This is a genomic window from Ramlibacter sp. (assembly GCF_050250995.1).
Taxonomy (GTDB): Bacteria; Pseudomonadota; Gammaproteobacteria; order Burkholderiales; family Burkholderiaceae_C; genus Ramlibacter.
In genome coordinates this window covers 54,910-79,932 of sequence record NZ_JBFWNP010000018.1, presented here as the reverse complement: position 1 = coordinate 79,932, position 25,023 = coordinate 54,910, and the positions used below count along the sequence as shown (strand labels likewise).

25 protein-coding genes are annotated in these 25,023 nt (G+C 68.5%); 3 read left to right on the top strand and 22 right to left on the bottom strand.

Going from position 1 to position 25,023, the window contains the following annotated elements:
- Positions 1 to 68: 68 nt before the first annotated feature.
- The 13 genes from hfq to AB7E83_RS13845 all read right to left on the bottom strand — a co-directional run bounded on the left by hfq (position 69) and on the right by AB7E83_RS13845 (position 13,244).
- Entirely contained in the window at positions 69 to 317 is a 249-nt protein-coding gene (gene hfq / locus AB7E83_RS13905) for an RNA chaperone Hfq (RefSeq protein WP_428570386.1), read from the bottom strand.
- Between the two features lie 131 nt (positions 318 to 448).
- Positions 449 to 1,786 carry a ribosome biogenesis GTPase Der gene (gene der / locus AB7E83_RS13900; protein WP_428570384.1) on the bottom strand — a complete coding sequence of 446 codons (1,338 nt, stop codon included), beginning with the start codon at positions 1,784 to 1,786 and terminating at the stop codon, positions 449 to 451.
- A gap of 15 nt (positions 1,787 to 1,801) precedes the next feature.
- Positions 1,802 to 2,980, bottom strand: a complete 1,179-nt coding sequence (gene bamB, locus AB7E83_RS13895) for an outer membrane protein assembly factor BamB (protein ID WP_428570382.1) — start codon at positions 2,978 to 2,980, stop codon at positions 1,802 to 1,804.
- Entirely contained in the window at positions 2,977 to 3,681 is a 705-nt protein-coding gene (locus AB7E83_RS13890; RefSeq protein ID WP_428570380.1) for a YfgM family protein, read from the bottom strand. Before AB7E83_RS13890 ends, bamB begins: the two co-directional genes overlap by 4 nt.
- A gap of 1 nt (position 3,682) precedes the next feature.
- Positions 3,683 to 4,996 carry a histidine--tRNA ligase gene (gene hisS, locus AB7E83_RS13885; RefSeq protein WP_428570378.1) on the bottom strand — a complete coding sequence of 438 codons (1,314 nt, stop codon included), beginning with the start codon at positions 4,994 to 4,996 and terminating at the stop codon, positions 3,683 to 3,685.
- A gap of 6 nt (positions 4,997 to 5,002) precedes the next feature.
- Positions 5,003 to 6,286, bottom strand: coding sequence for a flavodoxin-dependent (E)-4-hydroxy-3-methylbut-2-enyl-diphosphate synthase (gene ispG / locus AB7E83_RS13880; RefSeq protein WP_428570376.1), 1,284 nt, complete (start codon positions 6,284 to 6,286; stop codon positions 5,003 to 5,005).
- 4 nt (positions 6,287 to 6,290) lie between these two features.
- Entirely contained in the window at positions 6,291 to 7,298 is a 1,008-nt protein-coding gene (locus AB7E83_RS13875) for a helix-turn-helix domain-containing protein (RefSeq protein WP_428570374.1), read from the bottom strand.
- A complete protein-coding gene (gene pilW / locus AB7E83_RS13870; RefSeq protein WP_428570372.1) occupies positions 7,291 to 8,100 on the bottom strand; it encodes a type IV pilus biogenesis/stability protein PilW in 810 nt (269 codons plus the stop codon). Before pilW ends, AB7E83_RS13875 begins: the two co-directional genes overlap by 8 nt.
- Complete coding sequence (gene rlmN / locus AB7E83_RS13865; protein ID WP_428570370.1) at positions 8,097 to 9,245, bottom strand: 23S rRNA (adenine(2503)-C(2))-methyltransferase RlmN; 1,149 nt, start codon at positions 9,243 to 9,245, stop codon at positions 8,097 to 8,099. Before rlmN ends, pilW begins: the two co-directional genes overlap by 4 nt.
- Positions 9,246 to 9,262: 17 nt before the next feature.
- Positions 9,263 to 9,688: a nucleoside-diphosphate kinase gene (gene ndk, locus AB7E83_RS13860; protein WP_428570368.1), complete on the bottom strand. Its 426-nt coding sequence runs from the start codon at positions 9,686 to 9,688 to the stop codon at positions 9,263 to 9,265.
- A gap of 85 nt (positions 9,689 to 9,773) precedes the next feature.
- Positions 9,774 to 11,390: a pseudouridine synthase gene (locus tag AB7E83_RS13855; RefSeq protein WP_428570366.1), complete on the bottom strand. Its 1,617-nt coding sequence runs from the start codon at positions 11,388 to 11,390 to the stop codon at positions 9,774 to 9,776.
- Positions 11,387 to 12,133 (bottom strand): SMC-Scp complex subunit ScpB, encoded by a 747-nt coding sequence (scpB, locus tag AB7E83_RS13850; protein ID WP_428570365.1) that lies wholly within the window; start codon positions 12,131 to 12,133, stop codon positions 11,387 to 11,389. Before scpB ends, AB7E83_RS13855 begins: the two co-directional genes overlap by 4 nt.
- 61 nt (positions 12,134 to 12,194) lie before the next feature.
- Complete coding sequence (locus AB7E83_RS13845) at positions 12,195 to 13,244, bottom strand: RluA family pseudouridine synthase (RefSeq protein WP_428570406.1); 1,050 nt, start codon at positions 13,242 to 13,244, stop codon at positions 12,195 to 12,197.
- 92 nt (positions 13,245 to 13,336) lie between these two features.
- On the opposite strand from AB7E83_RS13845, the gene AB7E83_RS13840 reads away from it, so the two are divergent.
- Positions 13,337 to 14,110 carry an outer membrane protein assembly factor BamD gene (locus tag AB7E83_RS13840; protein WP_428570363.1) on the top strand — a complete coding sequence of 258 codons (774 nt, stop codon included), beginning with the start codon at positions 13,337 to 13,339 and terminating at the stop codon, positions 14,108 to 14,110.
- On the opposite strand, the gene AB7E83_RS13835 is transcribed toward AB7E83_RS13840, so the two are convergent.
- Together AB7E83_RS13835 and AB7E83_RS13830 are read right to left on the bottom strand one after the other, a co-directional pair.
- The gene (locus AB7E83_RS13835; protein WP_428570361.1) at positions 14,073 to 16,112 is read right to left on the bottom strand and encodes an ATP-dependent DNA helicase; all 2,040 of its coding nucleotides are present in this window, start codon (positions 16,110 to 16,112) and stop codon (positions 14,073 to 14,075) included. The genes AB7E83_RS13840 and AB7E83_RS13835 overlap by 38 nt on opposite strands.
- 4 nt (positions 16,113 to 16,116) lie before the next feature.
- Positions 16,117 to 16,320 carry a YdcH family protein gene (locus AB7E83_RS13830; RefSeq protein WP_428570359.1) on the bottom strand — a complete coding sequence of 68 codons (204 nt, stop codon included), beginning with the start codon at positions 16,318 to 16,320 and terminating at the stop codon, positions 16,117 to 16,119.
- Between the two features lie 97 nt (positions 16,321 to 16,417).
- On the opposite strand from AB7E83_RS13830, the gene AB7E83_RS13825 reads away from it, so the two are divergent.
- Entirely contained in the window at positions 16,418 to 17,227 is an 810-nt protein-coding gene (locus AB7E83_RS13825) for a PP2C family protein-serine/threonine phosphatase (protein WP_428570357.1), read from the top strand.
- A gap of 90 nt (positions 17,228 to 17,317) precedes the next feature.
- A complete protein-coding gene (locus AB7E83_RS13820; RefSeq protein WP_428570355.1) occupies positions 17,318 to 18,679 on the top strand; it encodes a hypothetical protein in 1,362 nt (453 codons plus the stop codon).
- Here AB7E83_RS13820 and AB7E83_RS13815 read toward each other — a convergent pair.
- From AB7E83_RS13815 to odhB, 7 genes are all read right to left on the bottom strand, one after another.
- Positions 18,662 to 19,114: a CesT family type III secretion system chaperone gene (locus AB7E83_RS13815; protein ID WP_428570353.1), complete on the bottom strand. Its 453-nt coding sequence runs from the start codon at positions 19,112 to 19,114 to the stop codon at positions 18,662 to 18,664. The genes AB7E83_RS13820 and AB7E83_RS13815 overlap by 18 nt on opposite strands.
- A gap of 60 nt (positions 19,115 to 19,174) precedes the next feature.
- On the bottom strand, positions 19,175 to 19,777 hold the full coding sequence (locus AB7E83_RS13810) for a hypothetical protein (RefSeq protein ID WP_428570351.1): 603 nt from the start codon (positions 19,775 to 19,777) through the stop codon (positions 19,175 to 19,177).
- Positions 19,778 to 19,916: 139 nt separating this feature from the next.
- Positions 19,917 to 21,017, bottom strand: coding sequence for a cell division protein ZapE (gene zapE, locus AB7E83_RS13805; protein WP_428570349.1), 1,101 nt, complete (start codon positions 21,015 to 21,017; stop codon positions 19,917 to 19,919).
- A gap of 3 nt (positions 21,018 to 21,020) precedes the next feature.
- On the bottom strand, positions 21,021 to 22,442 hold the full coding sequence (lpdA, locus tag AB7E83_RS13800) for a dihydrolipoyl dehydrogenase (protein ID WP_428570347.1): 1,422 nt from the start codon (positions 22,440 to 22,442) through the stop codon (positions 21,021 to 21,023).
- Positions 22,443 to 22,456: 14 nt separating this feature from the next.
- On the bottom strand, positions 22,457 to 23,275 hold the full coding sequence (locus AB7E83_RS13795) for a hypothetical protein (RefSeq protein ID WP_428570345.1): 819 nt from the start codon (positions 23,273 to 23,275) through the stop codon (positions 22,457 to 22,459).
- Between the two features lie 12 nt (positions 23,276 to 23,287).
- Positions 23,288 to 23,488 carry a DUF2283 domain-containing protein gene (locus AB7E83_RS13790; protein ID WP_428570344.1) on the bottom strand — a complete coding sequence of 67 codons (201 nt, stop codon included), beginning with the start codon at positions 23,486 to 23,488 and terminating at the stop codon, positions 23,288 to 23,290.
- A gap of 249 nt (positions 23,489 to 23,737) precedes the next feature.
- Entirely contained in the window at positions 23,738 to 25,000 is a 1,263-nt protein-coding gene (gene odhB, locus AB7E83_RS13785) for a 2-oxoglutarate dehydrogenase complex dihydrolipoyllysine-residue succinyltransferase (RefSeq protein WP_428570342.1), read from the bottom strand.
- Positions 25,001 to 25,023 lie beyond the last annotated feature (23 nt).

Below are 25,023 nucleotides of genomic sequence, written 5' to 3'. Positions count from 1 at the left end.
CGCAGCGGATTGCGCGGAAGCTTGCGCGAACGGCGAGGATGCCCGGCGGGGCTTGCGGCGCGAGCGAATCAGCTGGCGCCGCCTTCGCCACCCTCGGCGGGCTGGAAGTTCACCGCGCGGCCGGGCACGATGGTGGAGATCGCGTGCTTGTAGACCATCTGCGTCACGGTGTTCCGCAGCAGCACCACGTACTGGTCGAAAGACTCGATCTGCCCCTGCAGCTTGATGCCGTTGACCAGGTAGATGGACACCGGCACGTGCTCGCGGCGCAGGGTGTTGAGGAACGGGTCTTGCAGCAGCTGCCCTTTATTGCTCACGATATTCTCCGTGTTCGAGTGTTGTTGTCGGAAGCTGCACATTACCACAGCAGGAGGCAGCGTAAACAGTCCGGCTGACCGGGTTGCTACCTATCTGGAGACCCTTCGGGCGGAATCAAGCCCCCGCTCGATCATTCCTTGTCCGCGTACGGATTCTTCGAGGTCTTCATCTCGATGCGCAGGGGCGTGCCCACGAGCTTGAATTCCTTGCGGAAGCGCCCCTCGAGGAAGCGCTTGTACGCATCGGTCACGTGCTCCAGCGAGTTGCCGTGGACCACGATCACCGGCGGATTCATCCCGCCCTGGTGCGCATAGCGCAGCTTGGGGCGGAACATCCCGGAGCGCTTGGGCTGCTGGAACTGCACCGCCTCGAGCAGCAGGCGCGTGAGCACCGGCGTGGTCATCTTGACCATGGCCGACTTATAGGCCTGGATGATCGAGCCCCAGAGCGGACCGATGCCCTGGCGCTTCTTCGCCGAGATGAAGTGCATGTCGGCGAATTTCAGGAAGGCGAGGCGCGACTCGATCTGGCGGCGCAGCTGCTCGCGCTGGTAGTCGTCTGCGGCGTCCCACTTGTTGAGCGCCAGCACGACCGCGCGGCCGCTTTCCAGGATGTAGCCTGCGATGTGCGCGTCCTGGTCGGTCACCCCCTGCGTGGCATCGAGCAGCAACAGGACCACGTTGGCCGACTCGATGGCCTGCAGCGTCTTGACCACCGAGAACTTCTCGATGGCCTCGAACACCTTGCCCTTGCGGCGCAGCCCGGCCGTGTCGATCAGCTCGAACTTCTGGCCGTTGCGCTCGAAGGGCACCGAGATCGCGTCGCGCGTCGTGCCGGGCAGGTCGAAGGCGACCAGCCGCTCCTCGCCCAGCCAGGTGTTGATGAGGGTCGACTTGCCGACGTTCGGCCGGCCGGCCACGGCCAGCTTGAGGATGCCGGTTTCCTGGGCTTCGGCGGCGTTGTCGTCCTCGGGCAGGTTCAGGGGTTCGAACGCGACCTCGACCAGGCTGCGGATGCCCTGCCCGTGGGCCGCGGAAACGGCGTGGACCTCGCCCAGGCCCAGCTCGTAGAACTCGGCGAGCTGCGGGCCTTCGAGCATGCCTTCGGCCTTGTTGGCCGCGAGCACGGTCGGCTTGCCCAGCTTGCGCAGGTACTTCGCGATGTCGTGGTCCTGCGCCGAGACGCCGGCGCGCGCATCGAGCACGAAGACGACCACGTCGGCTTCGGCCACCGCCTGCTGCGTCTGCTTCGCCATCTCCTTGTAGATGCCCGACTCCGCGTCCGGCTCGAAGCCGCCGGTGTCGATGACGATGAACTCGTAGCGCCCCTGCTTCGCGTTCCCGTAGTGGCGATCGCGCGTCAGCCCCGCGAAGTCGGCCACGATGGCGTCGCGCGACTTGGTGAGGCGGTTGAAAAGCGTCGATTTGCCGACGTTGGGTCGGCCGACGAGCGCCATGACGGGTTTCATGGCAGGGATTCCAGGTTATTGGGGGACGAACCCGTAGATATTGCCGGTCCGAGTGACGACGACGAGCGTGTTCCCGGCCACCACGGGCGCCGCCGCGATCGCGGTGCCATCCGTCGACAGGCGATTGAGCAGCGCACCGTTCTCGCGCGACAGCAGATGGACGAAGCCGAAGCTGTCGCCGACCACCACCGAGCGCCCCAGCACCAGCGGCGCGCTCAGGCCACGATACGCGAGCAGTTCGCTGTTCCAGGCGCGCTCGCCGCTCTCGCGGCGCCAGGCGACGACCTTGCCGTCGGATTCGGTGCCGAACACATGGGTGGCGTCGCCGTGCACGCCCTCGGCGCCCGACGACTTCTGCGTCCACAGCACGTTGCCGCGCGTCGCGTTCACGCAGCCCACGGCGGCCTGGAACGCACGGGCGCAGACGACGTCGCCTTCGCGGCTCACGCGGCCGACGAGGTCGACCAGGCGTTCGACGTCGTTCAGTCCGCGCGGCGTCGCGATCGGCGCGTCCCAGCGAATGGTGCCGTTCTGCGGGTTCAGGCCCGTCAGGCGGCCGCCCTGCCCCACCAGCAGCGTGTCGCCCACGGCGAGCATCACGCCCGCCTGGCGCAGCACCAGCGCCTCGCCGGGGCGCTGCTGCGTCCACAGGCGCCGGCCGGTCTTGCCGTCCAGGGCCGTGACCGAGCGGTCGGCGGCGTGGACGAAGACGCGGCCACCGGCCACGAACGGCGCGGTGAACGACTGCGCGGGGAGCTTCTGCCGCCAGATTTCCTTGCCCTGGCCGAAGGCGACGACGTCGTTTGCGCGCGTGACCACAGCCGTGACCGTGCCGTCGCTGCCGACGCCGGCCGCGACCGGCGCGCCCGCGCTGGCGCGCCAGACGTCGCGGCCCGTGACTGCATCGATGGCCGCGACCTCGCTGCCGCCGGCCACGTAGACGGTCGTGCCCTGCACCGCGACCACGAGCGGAAGCGAGGGTTCGCCGATGCGCGCCGTCCACGCCTGCCGCACGCCGAAGGTGGCGGGGTTGGCGGTGAGCTCGGCGGGCTTGGGCTTCTCGACGCCGCCGCCGAGGAAGGCGGGCAGCGGCAGGCTCTGCAGCGCGGAGCACGCGGACAGTGCGCCGGCCACGCTCAGGACGGCAACGATTCGCGCGATGCGCGGCGCCGTGTCGGCACGGAATGACTTCATGGCTTGGCGGCTCCGGAGGCGGCGGGCGCGGTCGCGGCGGACGACGCGGGCTTGAGCGATTGCGGATCGACCCCCAGCGCCGTGAGCTTCACCGCGATCAGCTGCCGGTACTCCGCGCGTTCGTCGATCGCCTGGTAGGCCTTGGTGTATTCGGCCTTCGCTTCGGCCTTCTTGCCCTGCAACTGCAGGATGTCGCCGCGGCGGTCGGCGGCGAGCGCTTCGAACTGCGCGGGCATGCCGGCGTTCAGGTGCTTCATCGCCTCGTCGTAGGCCTTGGCGTCGGCGAGCATGCCCGCGAGGCGCAGGCGCGCGACGGCCTGGTAGCCCTCGTCCTTGCCCTTCTCGGCGAGCCACGTGAGCGCCGCTTTCGCCGGCTCTGTCCTGCCCTTGTCGGCGAGGGTCTTCGCGGCCAGCAGCGCGGACTGCTGCGCATAGGTCGTGCGGCCGAACTTGTCGCGCATGTCGCCGAACACACGTTCGATGCGGTCGGCGTCGCCGTCGCGCGCCGACTTCTCGACCTCTTCGTAGAGCACCGAGGCCTGCAGCGCCTGCGTCCGCTGCCAGTACTGCCAGCCGTTCCAGGCGGCGACCGCACCGAAGCCGACGATCAGCAGCCAGGTGATGAGATTGCCGTAGTTCTTCCAGAAATGCTTGAGGTCATCAAGCTGTTCCTGTTCTTCGAGGTCGAGGTGTCGCGCCATATCAAGCCGGGGATTGTAGTTCGCGAGCCCATCCGGCCACGTCGGCCAGCGGTCGCTGCTGCTGGGTGCCGCCTGCTTCGCGCAAGGGCTTGAGGGTGACCGCGCCCTGCGCGAGTTCGTCGGCGCCGAAGATCAGCGCCCAGCGCGCGCCGCTCGCATCGGCCTTCTTCAGCTGGCTTTTCATCGAGCCGCCGCTCGCGTGCATGACGACCGCGACGCCCTGTCGGCGAAGTTCCTCGATCACCGGCATGGCTTTCGGCAGTGCGTCGTCCGCCGCGAGCACGCAGTAAGCGGCTGGCGCGTTGTCGGGGCCGTGCAGGCCGATCTGCTCGAGCAGGAGAAGCAGGCGCTCGATGCCCAGGCCGAAGCCGATGGCCGGCGCGGACTTGCCGCCCATCTGCTCGATGAGCCCGTCGTAGCGGCCGCCGCCGCAGATCGTGCCCTGCGAGCCGAGGTGGTCGGTCACCCACTCGAACACCGTGCGGTTGTAGTAGTCCATGCCGCGCACGAGACGCGGATTGACGCGGTAGGGCTGGCCCGCCGCTTCGAGCGCATTGCACACCGCATCGAAATGCGCGCGCGATGGCGCGCCGAGGAAGTCGATCAGCTTCGGCGCGGCCTCCACGACCGGCTGCATCGCGGCGTTCTTCGTGTCGAGGATGCGCAGCGGATTGGTGTGCAGGCGCTGCTTCGCCTCGGCGTCGAGCTGGTCTTCGTGCTTCTGCAGGTGCTCGATCAGCGCCGCACGATGGGCGCGCCGTTCCTCGGGTTCGCCGAGCGTGTTGATCTCGAGCCGGTAGTGCTCGCCGGCGACAAGCCCGAGCTCGTGCCACAGCGCGCGGCCCATCAGGATCAGCTCCACGTCCACGTCCGGCCCCGCGAAGCCGAGCGCCTCGACGTCGAGCTGATGGAATTGCCGGTAGCGCCCCTTCTGCGGCCGCTCGTGGCGGAACATCGGACCGGCGGTCCACACGCGCAGCGGGCCGTTGTACAGCGCGTTGTGCTCGACGACCGCGCGCACGATGCCGGCCGTGGCCTCGGGTCGCAGCGTCAGCGCGTCGCCGTTCATGGAGTCGACGAAGGAGTACATCTCCTTCTCGACGATGTCGGTCACCTCGCCGAGTCCCCGCACGAAAAGCTGCGTGGGTTCGACCACCGGCGTCACGATGTACTGGTAGCCGTAGCGCGCCATCACGCGGCGCACGACCTCGTCGAACCAGAGCCAGGTGGAGTTGCGGGGGAGCGTTTCCTTGCGCGGCACGGACGCCGGCAGGATGTCGTTCATGCCTTTGACGGCACTCAGTTTGTCGGCCATGCGGGTTCAGGCGTGCTCGGGCACGCTTTGGCCGAACCGCTTTTCGATGTAGTTTTCGACGATCCGGTGGAACTCGGCCACGATGTTCTCGCCGCGCAGCGTCATGGCCTTCTCGCCGTCGATGAAGACCGGCGCGGCCGGCGCCTCCCCGGTGCCGGGCAGGCTGATGCCGATGTCGGCGTGCTTGCTCTCGCCGGGTCCGTTGACGATGCAGCCCATCACCGCGACCTTGAGCTTCTCGACGCCGGGGTATTTCGCGCGCCACTGCGGCATGTTCGTGCGCAGGTGGTCGTCGATCTGCTTGGCGAGCTCCTGGAAGGTGGTGCTCGTCGTGCGGCCGCAGCCGGGGCAGGCGGTAACGCTCGGCACGAACGAGCGCAGGCCCAGCGCCTGCAGGATCTCCGCGGACACCACGACTTCCTGGGTGCGCGCCTCGCCGGGCTGGGGCGTGAGCGAGACGCGGATCGTGTCGCCGATGCCTTCTTGCAGGAGGATGCCGAGCGCGACCGACGAGGCAACCGTGCCCTTCGTGCCCATGCCCGCCTCGGTAAGGCCGAGGTGCAGCGGATAGTCGCAGCGGCGCGCGAGTTCGCGGTAGCACGCGATGAGGTCCTGCACGCCGCTCACCTTGCAGCTCAGGATGACCTGTTCGGCCCGCATGCCGAGCGCGACGGCCTGGTTGCCCGATTCGATCGCCGAGGTGACGAGCGCCTCGTACATCACCTGCTTCGCGTCCCAGGGCGCGGCGCGCCGCGCGTTCTCGTCCATCAGCGACGCGAGCAGCTCCTGGTCGAGGCTGCCCCAGTTGACGCCGATGCGCACCGGCTTGTCGGAGCGCAGAGCGGCTTCGATCATCTGCGCGAACTGCCGGTCGTGCTTGTCGCCCTTGCCCACGTTGCCGGGATTGATGCGGTATTTCGACAGCGCCTCGGCGCAGGCCGGGTAGTCGGTCAACAGCCGGTGGCCGTTGTAGTGGAAGTCGCCGATGAGGGGCACGTCGATACCCATGCGGTCGAGCTGCTCGCGGATGTAGGGCACCTGCTGCGCGGCCTCGGGCGTGTCGACCGTGATACGCACGAGCTCGGAGCCGGCGATGGCGAGTTCCTTCACCTGGATCGCGGTGCCGATCGCGTCCTTCGTGTCGGTGTTCGTCATCGATTGCACGCGCACCGGCGCGTCGCCCCCGACGGTGACGACGCGGCTGCCCCACTTCACCGTGGCCTGGCGGCTGCGGCGGGGTTTGGGTTGCGCTGTCTCGATGGGCAGGCAGGGAGAAATCGGGTCGCTCACTTCTTCACTTCACTTCAAAACGGGCGACGTTGTCGCGCGTGACGGGCGCGAGCTCGAACGTTTGGCCGCGCACCTGGACGTCGGTCATCCCGGCGCTGCCCACGGTGACATTCAGGGGCAAGGTGCCCGTCGCACCCGCGCTCTCGCCGGCACCGAGCAATTTCTGGAGCACGGTCGTGCCCTTGGCATCGGCGACCTTGATCCACGACGGGCCCCGGGCACGGAAGACCACGATGCCGGCAGCGGGCGCGGCGGCGGCGCTGGCGGCACTTCCCGGCGCCGCGGCGACGAGTGCGGATGCGGGACGGGAGGCGACTGCGGCGGCAGGCAAGGCGGATGCCGCGGTCGCCGCACGCGACGGCATCGCAGCTGCGAGGGCCGATGCCGCCGGCGCGAGAACGGCCGAGGCCGCGACCACGGCAGCAGTCGCGGCCGCCGCCACCGCCTCCGTTGCCCCCGGGACGGGCACCACCGGCTCCGCCGGGGCGATGGTGGCACTTGCGGTCGTCTGCGGCGGCATCACGGGGTCGGCGATGCGCGACGCGACCTGCTGCAGATCGTCGCGCGCCGGCAGGAAGATCAGGACGATGGCGCCGATGAGCAGGGCCGCGACGACCAGCAGGACCGGACGCGACACGTGATTCACCGGACCCGGCCGCGGCGCGTTGCCGGCCGGACGGAACGGCGCGTTGATGCCGTCTTCGTGGCGCGCCAGGCGCGGCGTCGCATTCTGCGGCAGCCGCTCCAGGACGGGCTGCGGATCGATCTTGAGCGTGCGGCAGACGCTGGAGGCGAGCGCGCGCACGAACACCGAGTCAGGCAACTGGTCGTAGCGGTCTTCCTCGAGCGCTTCGAGCTTGCGCACCGGCACCTTCAGCGCCACCGCGAGCGTCGCGACGTGCAGGCCGGCGGCCTCGCGCGCTTCGCGCAGCATCTGTCCCGCCGACGGCCCGCGCGGCTGCGGCGATTCCGGTTGCGGCACGGACTCGGCGCCCGGCATCGGCTCACTCATCGAATGCCCCCCGATCGAAGGATGCGCGTTCCCGCGACTGCGGATAACGCCGGCGCAGCTGGTCCCCCAGCTGCTGCATGGCCACGGTGTCGTTCAGGCGACGCTCCACCCGGATGCCGAGCCACAGCGTCTCGGAATTGGCGAGTTCGCTGTTGTTGAGCCGGCGGATGTAGAAGCGCGCGCGCTCGAAGTCGCCGCGCGAATAGAGCAAGCGCGCGAGGTTGTAGCCGGTGACGGGGTTGCCGGCGTCGAGCTCGTACGAACGCGCCAGACTGCGCTCGGCCTCCGCGTTGCGGCCGGCACGCGCCTGGCACACGCCCATCGCCATCAGCGTCTTGGCCTTGTCGGCGTAGAGCGGATTGGTCATCGCCCGGTCGAACTCGCGGATCGATTCGTCGTAGCGGCCCTGCTGGCACTGCAGCCAGCCCAGGTTGTGATGTGCGTTGGAGTCGCGCGGATTGAGCTGCAGCGCGCGGCGGAAGCTCTCCTCGCCCTGCCGCATGTCGTTCAGGCGCATGTAGATCAGGCCGCGCAGCACGAAAGCATCGGGCAGGCTGGGGTCGATCGCGACCACCTGCTTCAGCTCGTCGAGCGCGATCTCGGTCTTGCCTTCCTCGAAGTAGCTCACGGCGAGGGCGAGGCGGATGCGCGCGCGGCGGCGGTTCTCGGGCTCGTCGGACGGCGTGACGATGGAGTCGGCCGCCGACGGCGCCGCCGTAGGCTGCGTGGCGCAGGCGCCCAGCCCGAGAAGAAGCGCGCCGGTGGATGCCACCCCCAGCGCCAACGCAACGGCCCTCGTCATGATGATCCTGTCGTCTCCTGGACGCCGGGGAGGAATTTCACCGGCTTCGTCACCACGGTGCGCTGGCGGGCGATGCGCGCGCCGACCTTCGTGCGGTCCTGCACTTCGCCGGCCAGCTGGCCGCATGCCGCGTCGATGTCGTCGCCGCGGGTCTTGCGCACGGTGGTGACGATACCAGCATCGTTGAGCGTTTTCGCGAAAGCCGCCACGCGCTGTTGCGGCGAACGCACCAGGCCCGACTGCGGAAACGGGTTGAACGGGATCAGGTTGAATTTGCACGAGACGTCGTGCGAGCGCACGAGTTCCACGAGCTGCCGCGCATGTTCGGCACCGTCGTTCACGCCGTCGAGCATGCAGTACTCGAACGTGACGAAGTCGCGCGGCGCGTGCTGGAGGTATCGCTTGCAGGCGGCCATGAGCTCGGCCAGCGGATGCTTGCGATTGAGCGGCACCAGGTCGTCGCGCAGCGGATCGTTGGGCGCGTGCAGCGACACGGCAAGCGCCACCGGGCAGTCCTCGCCCAGCCGGTCCATGAAGTTCACCATGCCCGAGGTCGACACCGTCACCCGCCGGCGGGACAGGCCATAGCCGTGGTCGTCGAGCATCGTCTTCAATGCCGGAACGAGCGCCGAATAGTTCTGCAGCGGCTCGCCCATGCCCATCATCACCACGTTGGAGATGACGCGCTCGTCGGTTTTCAGGTGCCGGCGCAGGAAATGCTCGGCGAACCAGAGCTGGCCCACGATCTCGCCCGTGGAGAGGTTGCGCGAAAAGCCCTGGTGGCCGGTGGAGCAGAAGCGGCAGCCGACGGCGCAGCCGGCCTGCGAAGAGACGCAGAGGGTTCCCCGGTCATCCTCGGGAATGAACACCGCCTCGATCGCGTCGCCGCCGCCCACGTCGAACAGCCACTTGATCGTGCCGTCGGCGGATTCGTGCTGGGAAAGGACAGCGGGCGCGGCCACGTGGGCGACGCCCTTCAGCTTTTCGCGCAGGGACTTCGCGAGGTCCGACATGTCGTCGAAGTCGCGCACGCCGCGCTGGTGAATCCAGCGGAAGAGCTGGGTCGCGCGGAAACGCTTCTCGCCCAGCGTCTCGCAAAAGGCGGCCAGTCCGTCGAGGTCGTAGTCGAGCAGATTGGCCGTCATGTCATGCCGGGATGCGATCAGCGCGAATACACGTTCATGCCGGGAAAGAAGAAGGCGACTTCCGCCTGGGCGGTCTCGGCCGCGTCCGAACCATGCACCGCGTTCGCATCGATGCTGTCGGCGAAATCGGCGCGGATGGTGCCCGCGGCGGCCTTCTTCGGATCGGTCGCGCCCATCAGGTCGCGGTTCTTCATGATCGCGCCTTCGCCCTCGAGCGCCTGGATCATCACGGGGCCGGAGATCATGAAGTCGACGAGGTCCTTGAAGAACGGGCGCTCCTTGTGGACGGCGTAGAACTGCTCGGCTTCGCCGCGCGACAGGTGCGCCATGCGGGCGGCCACGATCTTCAGGCCGGCGGCTTCGAAGCGCGCATAGATCTGGCCGATGACGTTCTTGGCCACGGCGTCGGGCTTGATGATGGATAGGGTGCGTTCGATGGCCATGTGACTATTCCTGATCTTGATTTATAGGGTTTCGCCGGAAGCGGAAAGTTTCGGCAAAGCCTCGAATTCTAGCGTTTGCACGCGTTCAGCGCCCGCCGCCGGATCGGCGCGGACCGCCTCCGCGCCGGCCGCCGGGGCCACCCTGGCCCGGTCCCTGGCCCTGGCGATGACGGTTGAAGCTGTCGGCGCCGATGTAGCCGACCGAGGTCTTCATCGGATCGGGCTGCGAGCTGCCGCCCCGGTCGGCCTGGTCGCGGCGCTGGTTGCCGCCCTGCCCGCCGCCCTGGCCGGCCCCAGGGTCACCGCCCTCGTTGCGGCGCTTTCCGCCGCGGGGTCCGTATTGGCCGCGCGGGCCGCCGCCGGTGCCGCCCTGGCGGCGACCGACGGCGCGTTCGGGGCCGCCCTGCGGACGGGGACCGTCGCCGCCACGCCCGCCGCGCCGGCGCTTGTTGCGCCCGCCGCCCGCGCCTTCGCCTTCCCCTTCGCGGCGCTGCTGCTGCATGCCGGCGGCGTGCGTCAGCGAGCGGATGTCCTGCTCGTCGAGTTCGTGCCACGCGCCGCGCTTCAGGCCGCGCGGCAGCACCATCGCGCCATAGCGGATGCGGATGAGCCGGCTCACGGCCCGGCCCACGGCCTCGAACAGGCGCCGCACCTCACGGTTGCGGCCCTCACTGATCGTCACGCGGTACCAGACATTGGAGCCCTCGCCGCCGCCTTCCTCGATCGCGCCGAACTGCGCTCTTCCGTCGTCGAGCGCAACGCCGTCGAGCAGGCGCTGGCGCTCCTCGGCGGTGAGCGCGCCCAGCACGCGCACCGCATACTCGCGCTCGAGCCCGAAGCGCGGGTGCATGAGCTTGTTGGCGAGCTCGCCGGAGCTCGTGAACAGCAGCAGGCCCTCGGTGTTGAGGTCGAGGCGGCCGACCGACTGCCACTTGCCCTGCTGCAGCTTCGGCAGCTTGCGGAACACCGTCGGACGGTTCTGCGGATCGTCGTGCGTCACGACTTCGCCCACCGGCTTGTGATAGGCGATCACTCGCGGCGGCGGCGGCGCGATGCGCACGCGGATGGGCTTGCCGTTGAGCTTGATCTGGTCGCCGAACTGGATCCGCTGGCCGATGTGGGCCGGCTCGTTGTTGACCGAGATGCGACCCTCCATGATGAGCTGCTCCATCTCGAGGCGAGAGCCGAGCCCGGCCTGCGCGAGCACCTTGTGCAGCTTCGGCGTGTCGGCCTGCGGCGAGAGCACGCGCTTGGACGGCCCGGCTTCGGCGGTCTCCTCCTCGGCGTCGAAGCGCCCGGAGATCACGTCGGCGAATCGCTCCTCGGGCGCGACCGCCGGGACGGGCGGCTGCTTCGCGGCTTCGCGGCGCGCGCGGCGCTGCTCGCGGTCGATCTCGTCTTCGTCGTCGTCCTCGTCGTCCTCGTCGTCCTCATCTTCATCGTCCTCGTCGCGATCTGCGTCGGGACTCCCGGCGGCTTCGTCTGCGGCCGCGCGAGACTTCTTGCGTCCCTTGGTCGCGTCGGCGCCGGCATCGGCGTCGGCATCGGCATCGGCGGCGGCGTCGGCCTTTGCGTTTTCGTTTGCGTCGGAACTGGCCTCGGTATCCGCTTCGGCTTTTGCGCCGGCTCCGGCGTTCATGGCTTCGGCGTTCGTGGCATCGGACGGCAGGGCGTCGCCGCCGCCGGTCTTCGGGGTGTTCATGGGCGTGTCTCCTCCGCGGAATCGTCCGCGGGCGGCTCATCCGTCGGCGCGGGTGCCGCAGACGGTTGTCGATCTTGCTCGGTTCCCTGCGGGGGAGATTCGCCGGAAGGCTGCGGGTCCGGCGGCGGCGATTCGGCCTCGTCTCGCGGCGAGACTTCCTGCGCCTCCGACGCGAGATCCAGTTCGTCCCCGTCGCCGCCTTCGCCAAGCGCGGCCAGCATGCCGGTCTGCGCCGGCGTGCCCGGATCGGGCAACTGGTCGAGGGATTCGAGGCCGAGATCGTCGAGGAACTGGCGCGTAGTGGCGTACAGCGCGGGACGGCCCACGGCTTCGCGGTGGCCGATCACCTCGACCCAGCCGCGGTCCTCCAGCTGCTTGAGCAGCTGGCTGTTGATGGTGACGCCGCGGATGTCTTCCATGTCGCCGCGCGTCACGGGCTGGCGATAGGCGATGATCGCCAGCGTCTCGAGGGTGGCGCGGCTGTAGCGCGGGGGCTTTTCGGGGTGCAGGCGGTCGAGGTACTCGCGCATCTCGGGGCGGCTCTGGAAGCGCCAGCCACTCGCGACGCACACGAGCTCCACGCCCCGTTGCGTCCATTCGTCGCGCAACTCCTCCAGCAGCGACTTCACGGTGTCGGCGCCGAGCTCGCCGTCGAAGAGAACGCGCAATTCCCGCACCGGCAGCGGCTGGTGCGAACAGATCAACGCGGTTTCGAGGATGCGCCTGGCATCCGCCGTATTCATGGTCTTGTTCTTCGAGGGAAAACGCGCGAGGCCACCTTCTCACAAGGCGGCGGGAGCCTGTTCAGGCTCCGTGGGCATGGCCGGTCAGCCATTCGATTTCATTGTAGCGCAGGCTCCACGCGGCGAGCGCGGCCCGCAGGTCCGCGGGCGGAGGCGCATGGAACCGCAGGGCCTCGCCCGACACCGGATGCGCGAAGGCGAGCGTGCAGGCGTGCAGCGCCTGCCGCGTCATTCCCGCCGCGCGCGCGCCACCGTAGAGCTCATCGGCCACCAGGGGATGCCCGATGTGCGCCATGTGGACGCGGATCTGGTGCGTGCGCCCGGTGTGCAGCGTCGCCTTCACCCAGCATCCATGCGCCGCGTCCTGCAGCAGCGCCAGCGTGGTCGCCGCGGCCTTGCCCGAATGGCGCTCGAGGTCGACCACCGCCATGCGCAGCCGGTTGCGGGGATCGCGCCCCACCGCCGCGTCGACGCGGCGCACCGCCGGGCCCTGCCACGGACGATGCGCGAGCGCCAGGTACTGCCGCGACACCTCGCGCGCAGCGATCATCGCGACCAGCCGGTCCATCGCGGCCCGCGTGCGCGCGACGACCATCAGCCCGCTCGTGTCCTTGTCGAGGCGATGCACGATGCCGGCGCGGGGCAGCAGCGCGGCGCCCGGGTCGCGCGCGAGCAGGCCATTGAGCAGCGTGCCGCTCCAGTTGCCGGGCGCGGGATGCACGACCAGGCCGACGGGCTTGTCGATCACGAGCAGGTGCGCGTCCTCGTAAACCACGTCGAGCGCCAGCTGCTCCGGCTTGAAGGCCTGGCTCTGCGGCGTCGGCCGCAGCTCCACTTCGCCGGCGTCGCCGGCCCTCACCTTGTGCGCGGACTTCGTCACGGCGCGGCCGCCGAAGCGCACCGCGCCCGATTCGATCAGCTGCTGCAGGAAGCTGCGCGAGAACTCGGGCAGGAGTTCGGCCAGCGCGCGGTCGAGCCGCTGGCCGTGATGCGACGCCGCGACGGAAAACGGACGCGTCTCGGCCTCGGCGCCGGGCTCCGGGCCTTCTTCGGCGGCGTCCTGGAGGTCGGCGTCGGAGCCGGCGTGCGAGGGGTCGGTCGATATAATGATTCGGCCCTCAATCGGGAGTGGCTGGAAGGATTCGAGTGACGGCGCGAGTGAATGGCAACCCGGGCGTTCGGGGCAAATTATCCGTCGCGGCGATGGCCCTGGCCGTTGTCGTGCTCGCGGGCTGCAGCTCCACGCCCGACGAGGACCGCACCGGCCGCATGAGCCCCAACCGCATCTACGCGGAAGCGAAGGACGAACTCAACGCCGGCGCGTTCGACAAGGCCGTCACGCTGTTCGAGCGGCTCGAGGGCCGCGCGGCCGGCACGCCGCTCGCGCAGCAGGCACAGCTCGAGAAGGCCTACGCGCACTACAAGGCCAACGAGCAGGCACAGGCGCTCGCCACGCTCGACCGCTTCATGAAGCTGCACCCGGCGAGCCCCGCGCTCGACTATGCGCTGTACCTGAAGGGCATCGTCAACTTCAACGACAACCTGGGCATCCTGTCCTTCATCGCGAAGCAGGACCTCGCCGAGCGCGACCAGAAGGCGGCCAAGGAATCGTTCGAGTCGTTCCGCGAACTCGTGACGCGATTCCCGGATTCGCGCTACACCCCCGATGCGCGCGCGCGCATGACGTACATCGTCAATTCGCTGGCGCAATACGAGGTCCATGTCGCCCGCTTCTATTTCAGCCGCGGCGCCTACGTGGCGGCCATCGGCCGCGCGCAGTCCGCGGTGGCCGAGTACCGCGACGTGCCCGCGATCGAAGAGGCGCTGGGCATCATGATGCGTTCCTACGACGCGCTCGGCATGGCGCAGCTGCGCGACGACACCCGCCGCGTGCTCGAGAAGAACTACCCCCGCAGCGACTACCTCGGAGGCGGCGGCGTCAGGTCGGCGACGAATCCGTGGTGGCGCTTCTGGTGAGTTCGTCCAGCGCCTCCTGAAACTCCGTCGGCGTCGTCAGCCGCCGCATCGGCGGCAGCGCGGACTGCAGTCGCCGGCCATAACCCATCGAGACCAGCCGCGTGTCGCAAACCACCAGCACGCCGCGGTCCGACTCGCGCCGGATCAGGCGGCCCGCGCCCTGCTTCAGCGCGACGGCCGCTTCCGGCACGAAGTAGTCGTTGAAGGGGCTGCGCCCCTGCGCTTCGAGACGCTGCGAGCGCGCCTCGACCAGCGGATCGTTCGGCGGCGGGAAGGGCAGCTTGTCGATGATGACGAGCTGCAGCGAATCGCCCGGCACGTCCACGCCCTCCCAGAACGACGCCGAAGCCACGAGCACGCAGCCCGCGCGGCCTTCGGTCGCGCCTTCGCGGAAGCGGTCGATCAGCATCCGCTTGGGTGCCTGGCCCTGCACCAGTACCTCGACGTTCGCCGTTCCTTCGAGCGAGCGCTGCAGCGACTCGCCGATGGCGCGCAGCGCGCGCAGCGTCGTCGTGAGCACCATCGTGCGGCCGCCGAGCGTGCGCACCGCGTCTGCCGCGAGCGCGGCCACGGCCGCGCTGTGTCCGGGATCGCTGGGCTTGGGCATCGTGCGCGGCACGTAAAACGCAGCCTGCGCCGGATAGTCGAAGGGGCTTTCGACGCGCAGCACCTCGGCCTCGCCCAGTCCGCAGGGTTCGGTGAACCAGGACAGGCGCGCATCGTCGCCGAGCGTGGCCGAGGTGAATATCCAGCTGCGCTGCTGCGCCTCCTCGCTGCCCGACTTCAGCAGCTTCGTCTGCACGGCCTGCGCGATGTCGAGCGGCGATTCCACCAGCCGCAGGTGCGTGCCGGCATCGACCCAGCGCACCGAGCCCTCGCGCGGCTCCCGCGCGAAGGCGTCCGCGCGCTCGATCAGCGCCGCCGCGCGCTCGTGCAGGCGCGCGAAGTCGGGCGCGATCTCGTCGACGGTCGCCAGCGCCTCCGCCGCGGCTTCGCATGCGACGCGCAGTGCATCGAGCGCCGCGACCCAGGTGTCGGGATTCGCGCCTTCGGGCGCCTCGTCGGTCCAGCGCAGCCGGCCCGCGCCGGGTCCGCGCCCCGCGGCGAGCCGCAGATCGCGTGCCGCGCGCTCGCAGCCTCCGGCGAGCTGTTGCCAGTCGCACAGGCCGCGCGCGAGCTGCAGGCCCGCGCCGAGCAGGTCGCGCGCGAAATCGATGACCTGCCCCGTGCCGAGTTGATGCCCCAGGAACTGCACACCCGTTTCGTTGAGCTGGTGCGCCTCGTCGAACACGGCCACGCGAACGGTGGGCAGGAGTTCGGCCATGCCCGATTCGCGCACGGCGAGATCGGCGAAGAACAGGTGGTGGTTCACCACGACCACGTCCGCAGCGAGCGCCTCGCGGCGGGCGCTGTTGACATGGCAGGCGCGGAACTTCGGGCATTGCGCGCCGAGGCAGTTCTCGCGCGTGGATGTGACCAGCGGGATGACGGGCGAGCGCTCGTCGAGCCCCGGCATCTCGGCGAGGTCGCCGGTGCGCGTGACCTGTGCCCACTGCTCGAGCTTCGCGAGCGTGCGCAACGCGAAGCGGTCGGGCAGCGTCGCCCCCTGCCGGGCGAGGTCGAGCCGGTGCAGGCACAGGTAGCTGCCGCGTCCCTTGAGCAGCGCCATGCGAACGGGCAGGCCGAGCGCCTCGGCCAGCCGGGGCAGGTCGCGGCCGAAGAGCTGATCCTGCAGGGTCTTGGTAGCCGTGGAGAGCAGCACGCGCTCGCCGCTCAGCAACGCGGGCACGAGATACGAGAAGGTCTTGCCGACGCCGGTGCCCGCTTCCACGACGAGCGCGCCGCCATTCTCGATGGTGCGGGCGACCGCGACCGCCATGTCGGTCTGGCCCGTGCGCGGCCGGAAAGCGTCGGCCGCGCGCGACAGCACGCCGCCGGGCGCGTAGGCCTCGCGCGCGAGCTCTCCCAGGCGCCGCCCGTCGTCGCTGCCGTCGCTCACCATGGGATCAAGCGGGTTCCTTGGGGTCGAGCGCGAGCTCGAGGCGCGAGATCTTGTCGCGCAGCGCCAGGCGCCGCTTCTTCAGCCGGCGCATCATGAGCTCGTCGACCGGCTGCTCGTCGGCCGTGCGGTCGATCAGCGCATCGAGGTCCGCGTGTTCCATCCGGAGCTCGATGAGATGGCGTTCCGGGGAGTGCAGATTGGAATTCACGAAAGGGGACGTCGCGCGCAAGGAACAGTTGCCGATAATACGTCTTTGCCAATCAATAATCGAGCAGGCGCTCCGCGGGGAGCGAGCTTCGGAACCCATGGCCATCCCCACTCCCAGCAAGGGCTACCGCCTCACCGCCTCGACCGGCATCCACAAGGGTGACCGCGAATACCAGCAGGACCAGATCGCCCTGCTCTCGCATCCGCGCATCAGCGGCTGCGTGCTCGGCATCGTGGCCGACGGCATGGGCGGCCGCAGCGGCGGGCGCAAGGCGTCGGACCAGGTCATGCTTACCGCCAAGCAGCTGTTCGACCGCTATTCGCCCGACCACGACGACCCGCCCTCGCTGCTCAAGCAGGTGGTGCAGGAGTCGCACCTCGTCATCAAGCTCACCGCGATCTCGGCCGAGCAGGAGCCGCACAGCACGCTCGCGGCCTTCCTCATCAATCCCAACGGCGAATGCCACTGGATCCACGCCGGCGACTCGCGCATCTACCACTACCACGGCGCGAAGCTCGTGAAGCGCACGCTCGACCACTCGTACGTGCAGACGCTCGTGAACCGCGGCGAGCTCACGGAGGAAGAGGCGAATGTCCATCCGCAGTCCAACATCCTCATGGGCTGCCTGGGCGCAGAGGAAGAGCCGCCGATGGAAGTGCACTTCATCGATCAGCTGCGGCCCGGCGACGTGCTCATGGCCTGCAGCGATGGCGTGTGGCATTACTTCAGTCCGAGCGAGCTCGGCACGGTGCTCTCGTCGCTCTCCCCCCGCGAGGCGACCGAGTTCCTCATCGACAAGGCGCGTTCCCGCGCGCGCGGCGGCGGCGACAACCTGTCGCTGGTCATCGTGAAGCTGGAGCCGCTGGAGCCCGAACCGCCGCCGCGCGTGAACCTGCTGAGGCCCTGAGAGGTCCCGGGGGCCGGCGCGGCGAGACCTTGGCCTGTTGAGCTCGGCGCCGCGTCCGCGCAAGATCGCACCTTCGGCAGGAGGTGGGGAATGCAGGGCCTGGGACGTTGGATGTGCGGCGCGTCGGCCGCGGAGCGGCGCAGTGACCAAGACGACGTGAAGTCGGCGGACGACGTTCCGGGGGTGAAACCCTCCCCGGGGCCGCTCGCCCGCGTTGCGCGCGCCCTGCGCATGCGCAACCCCCTCTCCCCCGATCCCTTTCCCCTTCGCAAGCTCGTCACCGACCATCGCGACGCGGTGCGCGTCGCCGCCGGCTTTCTCTCCCACGCCGACCGGGCCGCGCTCACGCGGACGAGCTCGGCCTTTCGGGATGTCCTGCAGCCGCCCGGCGCGAGGCGGCTGCCCGACGATGCCGTGGCCTACCTCGACGCCTCGCTCGAACGGTTTCGTCCCGCCGAGGCCATGCGAGCACGGACCATCGACCACTTCGACTTCGACGCATCCACCGTCAGCGCCACGCTGGCCCATCGGCGCGCGACCAACCGGCCCGCGGCGCTGCGACCCATCGCGTTCGACGGATCGGGCACGCCCTGGCGACGCTCCGACCTGCGCGATCTCGCCCGGCTGGAGCCGGCGCGCAGGCACCACGGCGTCGATTACTTCGTCTGGCGCCCGGAAGGCAGGCTGGTGGCCGCCCGCATGAACGACGGAACGGTCATGACGTTCCGGCGCGAGATCAACGATGCGCGCGATTCGACGTTGACCGTTCGCGCGCTGGAGTTCCCCTCCGAAGTCCGGGAGCTGGCCGTGGGCGTCAACTGGGCTGCAACCGTCACGGCGAACGACGGCGTCTGCCTCACCTCGCCGCGCGGCGACGAGCGCATCGAGCTCGGCGACATGGGCCCGGTCCACATCGCCGCCGCGGGCGACTACAACCTGCTGCTGGCCGATATGCACGGCAACCTCGCGCTGGTCCAGCCGCGAGAACATGCCGGCGTGGTCTGGCGGATGCGAAATGCGCCGCCGGTCCGGGCGATGGTGGACCGGCACGAGGACTCGCTCCGCCTGCTGCTCGGCGATGGGCGCATCTATCGCCTGCCCCCCAGCGGGGAGGGGCTGTGCCTCCAGCCGGTCCGGCCGATCCGGGATGTCGATGGCCTCGAATTCCACTGCCTTTTCTCGCAGCATTTCGGATGGGGCGCGATCGGGACCGACCGCGCGACGGGCGCAAGCGCCACGCTTGTCTGCGGGCGCTGGGATCGTTCCGGCGTCTACGTGCCCCGGTATCCCGACGCGAACGACATCGTCGGGATCCACGCCGGTCCGGACCGGATCGTGTTCGACCTCGGAGGCCGAAATGCCTGCGTCTGGGAGGGCGACCGTGAGGACATGAAGCGCATCACGCTGAAGGGCGCGCCGCCCCCGCTGCATGCGTCAGGCGTAGTCCGCTGAAGTGACCTCGCCACGGGCCGGCTCGTGGAAGGGATCGGCGCGCCACTGCCGCACCAGCTCCACCGCGCGGCGCATGCCTTCGTGCAGCGACTCGCCCGTGATCTCGGCCATCGGAAGCAGCGACTTGAGCACGACCTCGCGCGAGCCGGGGTCGACGCCGAAGGATGCGCCGTCGGGCGCCTGCATGAGGAAGTTGGCGTGCAGCAGGCCGCGCATGACATCCGCCTCGCGTTCCGCGGGCAGCTCGCCGAAATAAACGCAGACCAGGATGTCGCCCGCGCGCTGCAAAGGATCGTTCGCCACCGTCACGGCGACGCCGTCGATGACGGTCGAGAAAGCGATCACGCCGTCGTCATCGGCGCCGAGCCGGGGCGTGGCGACGCCGGTGTATGTGCAGAACTGCGCGGCGAGGTCTTGCAGGGAGTGGGCGGACATGGCGAAGATGGTCGGGGCCGGACGCGCCGTTCGCAAGCGACGCAGGTCTGACCCCTGTCTTCAGCGCGCGGGCAGGGGCAGATCCGAAGCCGCGGGCTTCTTGCGTTGCGCGAGGCGGCGCTGCGCGCGCTCGCGGTGGGCCTCGGCTTCCTGAAGCCTGAGTTCGTAGCGCTTGCGGTTGTCCGCGGCTTCGGCCGGCGACACCGTGGGCGCTCGGGGCGCGGATGCGGCATGGCGCGGCTCGCGCGGCCGGGGTTGCGGCGGCGCGGAAGGCGTGCGCGGCTCGCGCGGTTCGCGCAGGCGCGCTTCGGGCGGCGCGTGCGGCTGCCGCGGCGGGGCCGCGTCGCGCGGCTTCTCCGCGCGCTCGCGCTTGGCCTCGAGCTCGCGCAGGCGTTCGGCCGTGCGGGCCTTGCGCTCTTCGTCGTTCAGCGCAACCTCCTGCCGGCGCAGATCGGCGAGGGTCGTGCGTCGCCGGGCCTTGGCGGCATCGATGCAGTCGGTGACACCGAAACGGCCGTAGCAGGCCTTTTCTTCGGCCTTGAAACGCTCGGCGATCTCGGTGCGTTCGCGGGCGATGCGGGCACGTTCGGCAGGAGCGTCAATGGGCTGGGCGACGGCGAGCACCGCATGAACCGCAGCGAAGGCGACAAGGACGAACTTCATCCCCGATATCGTACGAGGACAGAAGACCACATGGCCACGCCCAGCTCCGTGAATGCATAGATCGGAGAACGGCGCCCGCCGTGGCCACCCAAACTCGAGATCACGAATCGTGACCTCGAGTTGGCCATCCAGCGCCGATTCACGTCAGCCGCGTATCCACCGTCCGGTGCGCCAGCGCCAGGAACTCCGCCGACTGCATCTCGTTCAGCCGCGACACCGTGCGCGGAAACTCGTGCGCGAGCGGTCCCTCGGTGTACAGCGCGTCTGGCTCGACTTCGGCCGACAGGATCAGCTTCACGCGCCGGTCGTACAGCACGTCCACGAGCCAGGTGAAGCGCCGCGCCTCGGATGCATTGCGAACCGACATCCTGGGCACGCCGGACAGCAGCACGGTGTGGAACTGCGTCGCGATCTCCAGATAGTCGTTCTGCGAGCGCGGCCCTCCGCATAGCGTGCGGAAATCGAACCACACCACGCCGCCCGCCTTCCGCCGCGCGCGGATTTCCCGATGCTCGATCCGGAGCACGGTCTCCCCGTCGTCGTGCGTCTCGGCCAGGCGCGTGAACGCCTCGTCCATCGCACGGTCGGCTTCTTCGCCCAGCGGCGTGTGGTACAGCTTCAGCTGCTGCATCGTGCGGCGGCGGTAGTCGACGCCGTGGTCGACGTTCACCACTTCCAGCTTCTCCTTCAGCAGCGAGATCGCGGGCAGGATGCGGTCGCGATGCAGGCCGTCGGGGTACAGGTCGTCCGGCAGGAAGTTCGAGGTGGTGACGAAGCCCACGCCGTTGTCGAACAGCGCATCGAGCAGGCGGTGCAGGATCATCGCGTCCGTGATGTCCGCGACGTGGAACTCGTCGAAGCAGATGAGGCGGTAGCGCTTCGCCATGCGCGCGCCCAGCGCGTCGAGCGGGTTCACCGTGCCCTGCAGCTCGGCCAGCTCGCGGTGCACCTCGCGCATGAACTCGTGGAAATGCAGCCGCGTCTTGCGCTGGATCGGCACGGCCTGGAAAAAGCAGTCCATGAGGAAGCTCTTGCCGCGTCCGACGCCGCCATACATGTACACGCCCCGCGGAATGGCGGGGCGGTTCAGCAGCTTCTTGAAGACGTTGGAGCGCTGCTCCTTGAACTCGCCCCACTCGCGCGCGCAACGCTCGAGCGCACGGATCCCGCGAAGCTGGGCGGGGTCGCTCTCGTTGCCGCGCGCGGCGAGCTCGGCGTCGTAGACCGCGCGTACTGACACGGTCTAGAAATTCAGGGCGCGCTTGTCGACGGCCAGGGCGGCTTCCTTCGTCGCTTCGGACAGTGACGGATGCGCGTGGCAGATGCGGGCGATGTCCTCGCTCGACGCACGGAACTCCATCGCCACGACCGCCTCGGAAATCAGCTCGCTCGCCATGGGCCCGACGATATGGACGCCAAGGATCTCGTCCGTCTCCGCATGCGCCAGGAACTTCACCATGCCCGTCGTGTCGCCCAGCGCGCGCGCGCGTCCGTTCGCCATGAAGGGGAAGGTGCCGGCCTTGTACTTCACGTTCGCGGCCTTCAACTGCTGCTCGGTCTGGCCGACCCACGCGATCTCGGGGCTCGTGTAGATCACCCACGGAATCGTGTTGAAGTTGACGTGGCCGTGCTGGCCCGCGATGCGCTCGGCCACCGCAACGCCCTCTTCCTCGGCCTTGTGCGCGAGCATGGGGCCGCGCACGACGTCCCCGACCGCCCACACGTTGGGCAGGTTCGTCCTGCACTCGTCGTCGACCACGATGGCGCCGCGCTCGTCGAGCTTCAGCCCGACCGCATCGGCGTTCAGGCCGACGGTGTTGGGCACGCGCCCGATCGACACGATCAGCTTGTCGACGTCGAGCTTCTGGGCTTCGCCCTTCGCGTTCGTGTACGCCACGCTCACGCCCGATTTGCCGGTCTTGATCTCGCCGACCTTCACGCCCAGCTCGATCTTCAGGCCCTGCTTCGTGAAGGCCTTGTGCGCTTCCTTCGCGATCTGCTCGTCGACGGCGCCGAGGAAGGTGGGCAGCGCTTCGAGCACCGTCACTTCCGCGCCGAGGCGGCGCCACACGGAGCCCATCTCCAGGCCGATGACGCCGGAGCCGATGAGACCCAGCTTCTTCGGCACGTTCGCCACCGACAGCGCACCGTCGTTCGACAACACGGTCTGTTCGTCGAAGGGCGTGCCCGGCAGCGCGCGCGCATTCGAGCCCGTCGCCACGATCACGTGCTTCGCCGTCAGCGTCTCGTCGCCCACCTTGATCTCGTAGCCCGCGTCGGTCTTGCCGCCGAAGGAGCCGCGGCCGTGGAAGAACGCCACCTTGTTCTTCTTGAACAGGTAGAGGATGCCGTCGTTGTTCTGCTTCACCACCTGGTCCTTGCGGGCCAGCATCTTCGCGACGTCGAGCGACAGCCCGGTCACGTTGATGCCGTGGTCGGCGAAGTGCTTCGAGGCATGCTCGTAGTTCTCGGACGACTGCAGCAGCGCCTTGGACGGGATGCAGCCCACGTTCGTGCAGGTGCCGCCGGGCGCCGGGCCGCCCGCCTTGTTCTTCCACTCGTCGATGCAGGCAGCGCTGAAGCCGAGCTGCGCCGCGCGGATCGCGGCAATGTAGCCGCCCGGGCCGCCGCCCACGACCACCACGTCAAACTGTTTATTTGTCATGAATCAATTTCAGATCAAAGAATTCTTGAAAGCGGGCTGAAGGGCCAAGCGATCGAGGCAAAGGCACCGGCAACCAGACGCAGGTCGTCTGCCTTCAGCTCGATGTCCCAACCGGGGTGAAATGTGGACGCGCCCAGTTCGACTTGCTCGTGGGGTCGAGCCATCGAATGCACAATGGCGTTTCGGATCTTGAATGTCGCATGACACGTGGCCCACGCAGACTCTTCGACGAGAGAAAGCGGAAACGTATCCGGGTCAGGATTTCGGGGGGCCAAGTACTGTTGAAAGAAGCGCTGTGCTCGATTCTCATTCTGCGGAAGTCGTTTGCCCCATTCACTTTCGACCCGTTCGGAACTGCGACGAAGTTCGGGACCCGGCACAAAAATTTGACGTCTGAGGCTTTCTTGAGCACTGCCGCAGCCAGCTAGGTCGAACACCACGCCAACGGACTTGAGAAACCGTTCCAAATGAGAACAGTAACTCACCAACACTTCTCTAAAGACGGGCTGATTCTCGTTCTTCCTTGCCCACTCCTTAAAACTCATGGCCTCGCACGCGGCATCTTCGATTTGGGCCCAAATTTCGTCGTCTCCATGAGAACGCTTTCGCCTTCTATCCAAGAGACTCGACTTGCCAATACCGATGAGCAACTGTTTACCTCCCCCGGCAACGAAGTTGTTCACCAAGTGATTGCTATCGCTAAATGACGACCACTGGATGCTCTGCGCCCCCACCGAGAGCATTCCCTTCTGAAATGCCATGTAGTTGCTCGCCAACAGGCTCTCCAGGAAAACCTGCTCGCATTTGGCTGCGCCCACCTGCTCCATCGCCATGCCTCTACCGACTTAGGCCGCCCTAACCTGCTCGTACGAGAACGCCGGGATTTCCGCTCGGTCTCGTGCGTGCTCCATGGTGATGGCCACCACGTGCCCCTGCTCGTCGAGTTCCAGCAGGGTGTTTTCATCGAGGTCACGAGACTCCGCGACAGTCGCGCTCTTGAACTCGATGTAAAGCGTGTCGGTTTCCTGGAAGTACCTGACTTTCATTTCCTGAAGCTCCGATCGAAAAAGGCATTGTGGACGGTCTGCCCGTCTTCGAGTAGCACCACCCTCAGGTAACGCCCCTCCATCTCCGCGATGGGCACCCAGAGTCGGATGCGGCCGTCCGACTGAACCTGGGCGCGCTCGGGCTCCTGAACGGCACGCGCGATCCATTCGAGTTCAATCTGTCGCCTGTCCTCGCGTTGCCGAGTGGCTAAAAAGTACTACATGAACCTCAGCCGCTCCATTCTCAACTCAGATATCGAACAGGAGACGGGCCGGATCTTCCAGCGCTTCCTTCATTGCCACCAGCCCCAGCACGGCTTCGCGGCCGTCGATGATGCGGTGGTCGTAGCTCATGGCGAGGTAGTTGATCGGCCGCACCACGACCTGGCCGTTCTCCACCACGGCGCGGTCCTTCGTCGCATGCACGCCGAGGATCGCCGACTGCGGCGGGTTGATGATGGGCGTCGACAGCATCGAGCCGAACACGCCGCCGTTGGAGATGGAGAAGGTGCCGCCCGAGAGGTCGTCGAGGCCCAGCTTGCCGTCCTTGGCCTTCTGGCCGAACTCGGCGATCTTCTTCTCGATGTCGGCGAAGGACATCTGGTCTGCGTTGCGCAGGATCGGCACGACCAGGCCGCGCGGAGAACCGACGGCGATGCCGATGTCGAAATAGCCGTGGTAGACGATGTCGTTGCCGTCGACCGAGGCATTGAGCACGGGGTACTTCTTGAGCGCGTGGACCGCGGCCTTCACGAAGAACGACATGAAGCCGATCTTCACGCCGTGCTCCTTCTCGAACTTGTCCTGGAAGCGCTTGCGCATCTCCATCACCGGAGCCATGTTCACTTCGTTGAACGTGGTGAGAATGGCGTTCATCGACTGCGACTGCAGCAGGCGCTCGGCGATGCGCGCGCGCAGGCGCGTCATGGGCACGCGCTGCTCGGGGCGGTCGCCGAGGTCGGGTGCGCCGACGGGAGCGGCCACCTGCGCGAGGCGCGGCGCGGCTGCCGGCGCGGCGGACGCGGCCATCGGCGGCGCGACCGCGGGCCTGGCGCCGCTCGCGAGCGCGCCGATCACATCGCCCTTGGTCACGCGGCCGTCGCGGCCGGTGCCCGGCACGGAGCCCGAAGCGAGATTGTTGTCCGCCATCATCTTCGCGGCGGCGGGCATGGCGATGTCGCCTTTCGAGCCACCCGACTGCGCGGGCGAGGCAGCGGGCGCAGCCGGCGCGGATGCGGAGGCAGCCGCCGGCGCGGCCGCGGCGGCCTTGCCTTCGGTGTCGATCTTCGCGAGCACCTGCCCCGCCACGACGGTGCCGCCGTCGCCGACGACGATCTCGGCCAGCACGCCGCCCGCGGGCGCCGGCACTTCGAGCACGACCTTGTCGGTCTCGACGTCGATCAGGATCTCGTCGATCGCGACGAGTTCGCCGACCTTCTTCTTCCACGCGAGCAGGGTGGCCTCCGCAACGGACTCGGACAGTTGCGGGACCTTGACTTCAACGATAGCCATTTGATGTGTTCCTGGAGATTCTT

Coding starts and splice junctions, on each gene's coding strand:
- AB7E83_RS13820 (WP_428570355.1), top strand. CDS start 17,318: ATGCAGGGCCTGGGACGTTGGATGTGCGGCGCGTCGGCCGCGGAGCGG.
- AB7E83_RS13840 (WP_428570363.1), top strand. CDS start 13,337: ATGGCCCTGGCCGTTGTCGTGCTCGCGGGCTGCAGCTCCACGCCCGAC.
- ndk (WP_428570368.1), bottom strand. CDS start 9,688: ATGGCCATCGAACGCACCCTATCCATCATCAAGCCCGACGCCGTGGCC.
- scpB (WP_428570365.1), bottom strand. CDS start 12,133: ATGAATACGGCGGATGCCAGGCGCATCCTCGAAACCGCGTTGATCTGT.
- AB7E83_RS13790 (WP_428570344.1), bottom strand. CDS start 23,488: ATGAAAGTCAGGTACTTCCAGGAAACCGACACGCTTTACATCGAGTTC.
- AB7E83_RS13890 (WP_428570380.1), bottom strand. CDS start 3,681: ATGGCGCGACACCTCGACCTCGAAGAACAGGAACAGCTTGATGACCTC.
- odhB (WP_428570342.1), bottom strand. CDS start 25,000: ATGGCTATCGTTGAAGTCAAGGTCCCGCAACTGTCCGAGTCCGTTGCG.
- AB7E83_RS13855 (WP_428570366.1), bottom strand. CDS start 11,390: ATGAACACCCCGAAGACCGGCGGCGGCGACGCCCTGCCGTCCGATGCC.
- AB7E83_RS13875 (WP_428570374.1), bottom strand. CDS start 7,298: ATGAGTGAGCCGATGCCGGGCGCCGAGTCCGTGCCGCAACCGGAATCG.
- AB7E83_RS13835 (WP_428570361.1), bottom strand. CDS start 16,112: ATGGTGAGCGACGGCAGCGACGACGGGCGGCGCCTGGGAGAGCTCGCG.
- AB7E83_RS13795 (WP_428570345.1), bottom strand. CDS start 23,275: ATGGCGATGGAGCAGGTGGGCGCAGCCAAATGCGAGCAGGTTTTCCTG.
- AB7E83_RS13815 (WP_428570353.1), bottom strand. CDS start 19,114: ATGTCCGCCCACTCCCTGCAAGACCTCGCCGCGCAGTTCTGCACATAC.
- AB7E83_RS13810 (WP_428570351.1), bottom strand. CDS start 19,777: ATGAAGTTCGTCCTTGTCGCCTTCGCTGCGGTTCATGCGGTGCTCGCC.
- hisS (WP_428570378.1), bottom strand. CDS start 4,996: ATGGCCGACAAACTGAGTGCCGTCAAAGGCATGAACGACATCCTGCCG.
- lpdA (WP_428570347.1), bottom strand. CDS start 22,442: ATGACAAATAAACAGTTTGACGTGGTGGTCGTGGGCGGCGGCCCGGGC.
- rlmN (WP_428570370.1), bottom strand. CDS start 9,245: ATGACGGCCAATCTGCTCGACTACGACCTCGACGGACTGGCCGCCTTT.
- pilW (WP_428570372.1), bottom strand. CDS start 8,100: ATGACGAGGGCCGTTGCGTTGGCGCTGGGGGTGGCATCCACCGGCGCG.
- bamB (WP_428570382.1), bottom strand. CDS start 2,980: ATGAAGTCATTCCGTGCCGACACGGCGCCGCGCATCGCGCGAATCGTT.
- AB7E83_RS13825 (WP_428570357.1), top strand. CDS start 16,418: ATGGCCATCCCCACTCCCAGCAAGGGCTACCGCCTCACCGCCTCGACC.
- der (WP_428570384.1), bottom strand. CDS start 1,786: ATGAAACCCGTCATGGCGCTCGTCGGCCGACCCAACGTCGGCAAATCG.